The organism is Streptomyces sp. CO7, from assembly GCF_053474865.1.
The window spans coordinates 1-6916 of sequence record NZ_JBRIOU010000177.1 but is presented as its reverse complement, the minus strand read 5'-3'; the positions used below and the strand labels follow the sequence as shown (position 1 = coordinate 6916).

The window sequence follows — 6916 nt, the reverse complement described above, 5'->3', positions numbered from 1 at the left end:
CCGCAGGACAGCGCCATGCTCCGGCACCGCTCCCACCTCGACGACGTGGTCCACCGCGCCCAGGACGTCCTCGACACCCGGTTCGACCGGCCGCTGCGGCTGGCCGCCCTGGCCGCCGCCGTCGGCGTCAGCGAGCGCACCCTGTCCCGCCACTTCACCCGGGCCACCGGCCTCACCCCGCTCCGCTACCAGCAGGCGCTGCGGCTGGAGCACGCCGAGCACCTGATCGGCCACGGGGCGACGGTGGAGGCGGCGGCCCGTTCCGCCGGGTTCGAGGACCCGCGCATGCTGCGGCGGCTGCGGGGGCGCGTGTTCTGAGGACGGGGAGGGCGGCGCCTCGTCCGCGACGGCGCCGCCCTGCTGCCGGGCCTCCGGTGGGGTCAGCCGACGCGGAGGTGCGCCGCGGCCCAGGAGGTGTGGTCGTAGGAGGTGCTGCTGTTCGCGTTCCGCACCACCAGGCGCAGCAGCCGCACGCCGGTGACGTCCACGTCCACCGGTCGCGGCCCGCCGGCGGCGGTGAGCAGGCCGCTGTCGTACAGCCGCACCCCGTCCCCCCAGACCTCCGCGCTCGTGCCGCCGACCGCGCTCTGCCGGGCGGAGAAGTCGTCGATGCCGACGACCGAGGTGAACCGGGAGGCGTTGCCGCCGAGGTGGTAGACGATCTCCGAAGGGGCGTGCACGCCGAGGCCCTTGGCGTAGGTCACGCCGCCGAAGCCGATGGGGGTGCCGTCGCCGGCGGCCTTCTTGCCGTTGGAGGCGTCGAGTTCCACCGGGCCCCACCCGTTGGCCGCCGAGAGCCACGGCAGGTCGCTGAGGTAGGCGTCGGCGGTGGGGGGCGGCGGAGGTGTGGCGACCGTGCCCCAGGCGTCGAAGCGCACGTGGTGGTGCCCGTGCACGGCGCTCCCCTCCGCCCGCAGCGTCCAGGCGCCGGCGGGGGTCCCTTCGGCGGGAGGGGTGATCCGCCAGGTGGTCCGCAGTGCCGCGCCGGGGGCGAGGTCCTCGGCCGGTTCCGGGGCGACGGGGCCGGCCTGCCATCCGTCGGGCGCCGTCAGCCTGATGCGGGGCCGCGCCCAGGGGTGCGTGGTCGCGTTGGTGAGCACGGCCGACACCGTGAAGGCCTGGCCGGGGAAGACCAGTTCGGGCGTCGTGAGGCGGACGCCGTACCCTTCGCGGTCGTAGGACTCCGTCCAGGCGTCCCGCAGCAGGGCGGTCAGCTGCGCCGTGAGCCCGGGGTGGGCGGCGTGCACGTCGGTGGTCTCGCCGGGATCCGTCGCCAGGTCGTAGAGCTCGAACTGCCACTGCTCGTCGGGGACGGAACGGTCGCGTGCGGGGGCGAACCGCACCGCCTTCCAGCGGTCGCGCCGCACCGCCTCGGCGAGGGTGCCGATGCGGCCCTTGTCGGCCGCCTTGGCCCGTGACGTCGATCCGGGGTCGTTGCGGTACCAGTACAGGTGGTCGTGGGCGGGCGCGGCGCCTTCGCCGGCCAGCAGCGGCGCCAGGGACAGGCCGTCGATGTCCCGGGGCGCCGGGGCGCCGGCGAGTTCGGCGACGGTCGGGAGGATGTCCGTCGACGGGGTGATCCGGTCCTCGGTGGCGCCGGCGGCCACGGTGCCGGGCCACCGGGCCAGGAGGGGGACCCGTACGCCTCCTTCGTAGAGGTTGCGCTTGTAGCCCTTGAGGGGGCCGTTGGCGTCGAAGAGGTCGGGGTTCACGCCTCCCTCCTCGTGGGGCCCGTTGTCGCTGGTCACCAGGAGCAGCGTGTGCCGCTCGACGCCGGCGCGCCGCAGGGCGTCCACGACCGATCCGGCCAGGGTGTCGAGGCGGGTGATCTGGGCCGCGTGGCCCTTGTCGGCCGTGCTCCACGGCCGGTCGGCGTAGTCGTCGGCGTCGGGGATGTCGCTGGGCGCGTGGGGGATGTTGGGGGTCAGGTACAGCAGGAAGGGCTCGTCGGCGTGCTCGGCGATGAAGGCCTCGGCGCGCTGCTCGATCAGGTCGACGGCGTAGACGCCCTTGCCGCCGTCCGCGTTCTCCGGCAGCGCGACGCGCTCCCCGTTGTGCCACAGGTGGTCCGGGAAGTACTGGTGGGCGTGGCCGTGGGTGAGGTACCCGTAGAACTCCTCGAAACCGCGGCGGTTGGGGTGGCTCGCCTGGTCCGGCTCTTCCGGGCCGAAGCCCCACTTGCCGATGCAGGCCGTGCGGTAGCCGCGTGACCTCAGCACCTCGGCGAAGGTGGTGTCGTCGTCGCCGAGCGAGCCCTGCGGGCCGCCGAAGGGGTTCTCCCGCACCGGCGCGTGGCCGCCGTGCAGTCCGGTCAGCAGCGAGGCGCGGGACGGCGCGCAGACGGCGGCGGCCGCGTAGGCCTGGGTGAAGCGGGTTCCCTCGGCGGCGATCCGGTCCAGGCGCGGAGTGCGGACCAGCCGCTGGCCGTACGCGCCGAGGTCGCCGTACCCGAGGTCGTCCGCGAGCAGGACCACGATGTTGGGACGTCTGCCGGGCGGCCGGCCGGCGGCCGCCGCGGGAGCGGCCGACAGCGCGGCCGCGCCGAGGGCGGCCGCGGATCCGGCGAGGAATTGTCGGCGGCTGGGCACGGGAGGGCTCCTTCGTGTGGATGTGCCGTGGTCGGGCGGGGTGGGCGTCGGCCATGGGCGCCACGCGGTGGACGTCGACCGAAGGAGGGCCGGGCGGTGGACGTCGGCCGAAGGAGGGCCGGGCGGTGGACGTCGGCCGAGAAAGGGCCGGGCGGTGGTGCCCGGCCCTCGGCGTCGCTCAGTGGCCGGCGGGCCCCTCGAGCACCACCGGTACCTCCTCCCCCGGTGCGACGACCAGCGTCTGCGCCCGGTGCCGGGAGACGTGGCCGTCGGCGTAGGTCTCGCCGGTGACCGTGAACGTCAGCGGGGCGTGGCCCTCGCGGAGGGTGGCCAGCGGGGCGTCGAGCCGGTCGAGCCAGCGGATCAGCTTGTGCCCCAGCCGGTGGACCACCTGCGGCTCGCGGGCGGCCAGGTCGTCCTGCTCGCCGATGTCGGCGACCACGTCGTACAGCTCCCAGCGGCGGCTCTCGTAGTCGTGGACCAGCTTCCAGCGGCCGGACCGGATCACCGACTGCGGACGCTGGTCGCGGGCCTCGTCGACGAGGTAGCCGGGCAGGTGCCAGTAGAGGGCGTCCCGGTCCGGTGCCCCGGTCGCGCCGGAGAGCAGCCCGCTCAGGTCGGCGCCGTCCAGCGGCTGGTCCGCCGGGACGTCCGCGCCGCCCAGGGCGGAGAAGGTGGTGTGCAGGTCGGCGCTGTACACCGGCGTGTGGTGCACGGTGTGCCCGCGCACCAGGTCCGGGTCACCGCTCCAGGCGATGAGCGGGACGCGCAGGCCGCCTTCCCTCAGCTCCCCCTTCTCGCCGCGCAGCGGGCCGTTGTCGGTGAACCGTCCGACACCGCCGTTGTCGCCGGTGAAGACGACGACGGTGTTGTCGGCGAGGACGTGACCCGGACGCCGGGGGTCGGCGGTGGTCTCCAGGTGCTCGACCACCCGGGCCACGCTCTGGTCGAGCCCTTCGACGAGGGCCCCGTAGGCGGGGTTGGACGGGCCGGTCCCCGGCGCCTTGGCCCGGTACTTGGCGAGCAGGTCCGCGCGCGCCTGCTTGTCCCCCACCGGCGTGTGGACGGCGTAGGGGCTGAGGAAGGTGAAGAACGGCTGCGCCTTGTTGCGGTCCACGAAGTCGATCGTGGCGTCCGCCAGCGCGTCCGAGACGTGCTTGTCGGTGCCGACGAGGGCGTCGACGGCGGCGGGGTCGGTGCCGTGGGCGTACGGCTTGATGTTCTCGTCGACGTACCGCTGCGTGTAGTCGGCGGCGAAGGCGTCCAGCTCCGGACCGATCTGCTGGACGAACCTGCCGTTCTGCGCGTGGTAGGCGCCGGGGGCGCCGGCGTGGGTGCCGCCGACGTTCTCGTCGAAGCCGTGCAGCGCGGTGATGTCGGACGGGGTCGCCGCGACGTGGAACTTGCCCAGGTAGCCGGTGGTGTAGCCGGCGCCCTGGAGCCGTTCGCCGACGGTGACCGCCTCGGCGGGCAGCGCGACGTCCTCGTCGGGCAGGCCCTGCGGGGGCCCGACCAGCAGGGTGTCGTCACCGCCGCGGTTGAGGTCGTCGACGAGGTAGATGTTGTTGGTGGGCCGCGGGGCGTAGAGGCCGGTGAGCAGGGCCGCTCGGGTCGGCGCGCAGTTCGGGGAGGCGTAGGCGTTGTCGAACGCGGCTCCCTCCTGGGCGAGGCGCTCCAGGGTCGGCGTCTCGTAGAAGTCGTTCGGGTTGCCCTGGTTGGTCAGCGGGCTGCTCAGGTCGGTCCAGCCGAAGTCGTCGCCGAGGACGAACACGATGTTCGGGCGTTCGCCCGCCGGCTGCTGTGCTCCGGCCGCCTCCGGGGCGGTGGCCGGCGGACCGGCGGCAGTCAGGGTGAGGGCGACCGGGAGCGCGAGCAGGCCCAGGCGCCGGGAGTGGCGGTGTCTCATGACGGGTCCTCGGGGGTGACGGGGTGCACGGGTTGGTCCGGGGAGTCGTTGGCGCAGCGGAAGCCGATGTTCCCGGTGGCCGAGTCGGCGGTGTTGGCGGACCGGGCGGCGACCCGGTAGCGGTAGCAGTACGAGTCGTGGCACAGGTAGGAGCCGCCCCGCATGACGCGGGGCGCCGAGCGGCCGGGGTCGTGCCAGGGACCCCGGGGATCGTCCACGGGCGTCCGGGCGGCACGGTCCGCGTAGGCGTCGGCCGCGAAGGTGTCGGCGCACCATTCCCAGACGTTGCCGACCATGTTCCACAGCCCGTAGGCGTTGGGCCGGTAGGACTTCACCGGCGCGGTCGTGACGTGGCCGTCCTCGGCGGTGTTGTGGGTGGGGAAGGTGCCCTGCCAGATGTTGCACATCCAACGGCCGCGCGGATTCAGCTTGTTGCCCCAGGGGAATCTGGCGCCCTCGAGGCCTCCCCGGGCGGCGAACTCCCACTCCGCCTCGGTGGGCAGCCGCTTGCCCGCCCAGGCGCAGTAGGCCTGCGCGTCGTTCCAGCTGACCTGTGTCACCGGGTGGTTCTGCAGGCCGGCGACCGAGGACAGCGGTCCGGCGGGCCGCCGCCAGGAGGCGCCCCGCACGGTCAGCCACCACGGGGTGCCCGCGGCCTGTCCGAGGACGTCGGCCCGGTCGGCCCGGACCGCGAGGTGGAAGACGGCCGAGACGCCGAGCCGTTCGGCGTCGGTGACGTATGCGGTGTCCTTCACGAACGCGGCGAACGCGGCGTTGGTGACCGTGGTCGCGTCGATCAGGAAGGGCGGCAGCCGCACCGCGTGCACGGGACCCTCGCCGTCGGCGGCGTAGCCTTCGCCGTGGGCGTCGCCCATCGCGAACGTACCGCCCCCCAGGCGCACCTGGCCCCGGGTGGTGCGCTCCGCCGGCGCGGGGCGGAAGGGCCCGGGCGGCCCGACCGTGACGGTGTCGATCAGCAGGCCGCTGGCCTGCGCGGTACCGCACGCCCCGTGACCGTGGTGGTGGCCCTCGCTGCGGCGGTGGCTTCCTGCCGAGGGTGCGCAGCAGCTCACGGTCGGCCTCCCGCCACCGCGTCGGCGAGCAGGCGCTCCGCCTTGCGCACGAGCGCGGGGTGCCGGGCCGCGAGATCGGTGCTCTCGCCGGCGTCCTGGTTCAGGTGGTAGAGCTCGACCGGTCCGCCCTTGGGCCGCACGGCCTTCCAGTTGCCGAACCGCACGGCTTGGTCCTTGCGGTCGTGCTCCCAGAACAGGTACGCGTGCGAGGGCTGTTCGCGGCCGGTCAGGGCGGGCACGAAGGAGATCCCGTCCAGTGCGGGCGGGACGGGTGCCCCGGCCACCTCGGCGAACGTCGGGAGGAAGTCCCAGACGGCGACCGGGTCGTGCACGACGGAACCCGGCGCGACGCCGCCGGCTGCCCGCAGCGCTTCGGGCAGCCGGACGATCAGCGGGATCCGGATGCCTCCCTCGTACACGGTGAACTTGACGCCGCGCAGGGGCCCGTTGCTGTCGAAGAACTCCGGGTCGTGCGGCAGCGTGCTGCCGACGTGCTCGAAGCCCGCGCCCGCCGTGTGCGGTCCGTTGTCGCTCGCCACCAGCACCAAGGTGTTCGCGGCGAGGCCGAGTTCGTCCAGCCGGGACAGGACCCGGCCGATCTGAGCGTCGACGTGGGTGATCTGGGCGGCGTGGTTGCGTTCGCCCTGGGGCCAGTCCTCGTCGCTGTACGGGGCGTCGCTGGGGATCTCGTTCGGGGCGTGCGGCGTGGTGTAGGCGAGGTTGAGGAAGAACGGCTCGTCCCGGCTGCGCTCGATGAAGTCCAGCGCCTCCTGGGTGAACAGGTCGGTGGCGTAGGTGACGTCGGCGTCCGCGTTCTCCGGGAAGCGGACCTTGGTGCCGTTGCGCCAGAGATAGGTGGGCCAGTAGTCGTGGGCGTGGGTCTGGTTGATGTAGCCGAAGAAGTGGTCGAAACCCTGGCGGTTGGGGTGGCTCGGGTTGTCGTCGTTGTCGGGGCCCAGGCCCCACTTGCCGATGACCCCCGTGGTGTAACCGGCGTCGCGGAGCACCTCGCCGACCGTGACGTCCTCGGCCCGGAGTCCCTTGCCCGCGTCGCTGTTGGCCTTCACCGTCGCGTGGCCGGTGTGCAGTCCGGTCAGCAGGGAGGCGCGGGTGGGTGCGCAGGAGGGCGCGGCGTAGGCCTGGGTGAAGCGGGCGCCCTGGGCGGCGAGGTCGTCGAGCACCGGGGTGCGGATGGTCCGCTGGCCGTAGGAGCCGAGTTCGCCGCTGCCGAGGTCGTCGAGCAGGAACAGCAGGATGTTCGGCGCCCTGCGGCCGACGGTCCCGGGGTCCGCCGTCGCGGGCGCCCCGGCGATCGCGGAGGCGGGACGGGTCGTCGCCGTGGCCAGCGC

5 protein-coding genes are annotated in these 6916 nt (G+C 74.1%); 1 reads left to right on the top strand and 4 read right to left on the bottom strand.

Translation table 11 applies throughout. The features are described from left to right. Nucleotides 1-318: helix-turn-helix domain-containing protein (locus tag ACOV8S_RS31970; protein WP_448322029.1), on the top strand; the 318-nt coding region annotated here is incomplete at its 5' end. 62 nt (nt 319-380) lie between these two features. Here ACOV8S_RS31970 and ACOV8S_RS31965 read toward each other — a convergent pair. The 4 genes from ACOV8S_RS31965 to ACOV8S_RS31950 all read right to left on the bottom strand — a co-directional run. After that, complete coding sequence (locus ACOV8S_RS31965) at nt 381-2588, bottom strand: sulfatase-like hydrolase/transferase (RefSeq protein WP_448322027.1); 2208 nt, start codon at nt 2586-2588, stop codon at nt 381-383. 178 nt (nt 2589-2766) lie between these two features. Further along, a complete protein-coding gene (locus ACOV8S_RS31960; protein ID WP_448322025.1) occupies nt 2767-4494 on the bottom strand; it encodes a sulfatase in 1728 nt (575 codons plus the stop codon). Then, complete coding sequence (locus ACOV8S_RS31955) at nt 4491-5474, bottom strand: formylglycine-generating enzyme family protein (RefSeq protein WP_448322031.1); 984 nt, start codon at nt 5472-5474, stop codon at nt 4491-4493. Before ACOV8S_RS31955 ends, ACOV8S_RS31960 begins: the two co-directional genes overlap by 4 nt. Nucleotides 5475-5563: 89 nt before the next feature. Further along, nucleotides 5564-6916, bottom strand: a 1353-nt coding sequence (locus ACOV8S_RS31950; protein ID WP_448322023.1) for an arylsulfatase, incomplete at its 5' end; no start/stop codon positions are given.

Coding starts and splice junctions, on each gene's coding strand:
- ACOV8S_RS31960 (WP_448322025.1), bottom strand. CDS start 4,494: ATGAGACACCGCCACTCCCGGCGCCTGGGCCTGCTCGCGCTCCCGGTC.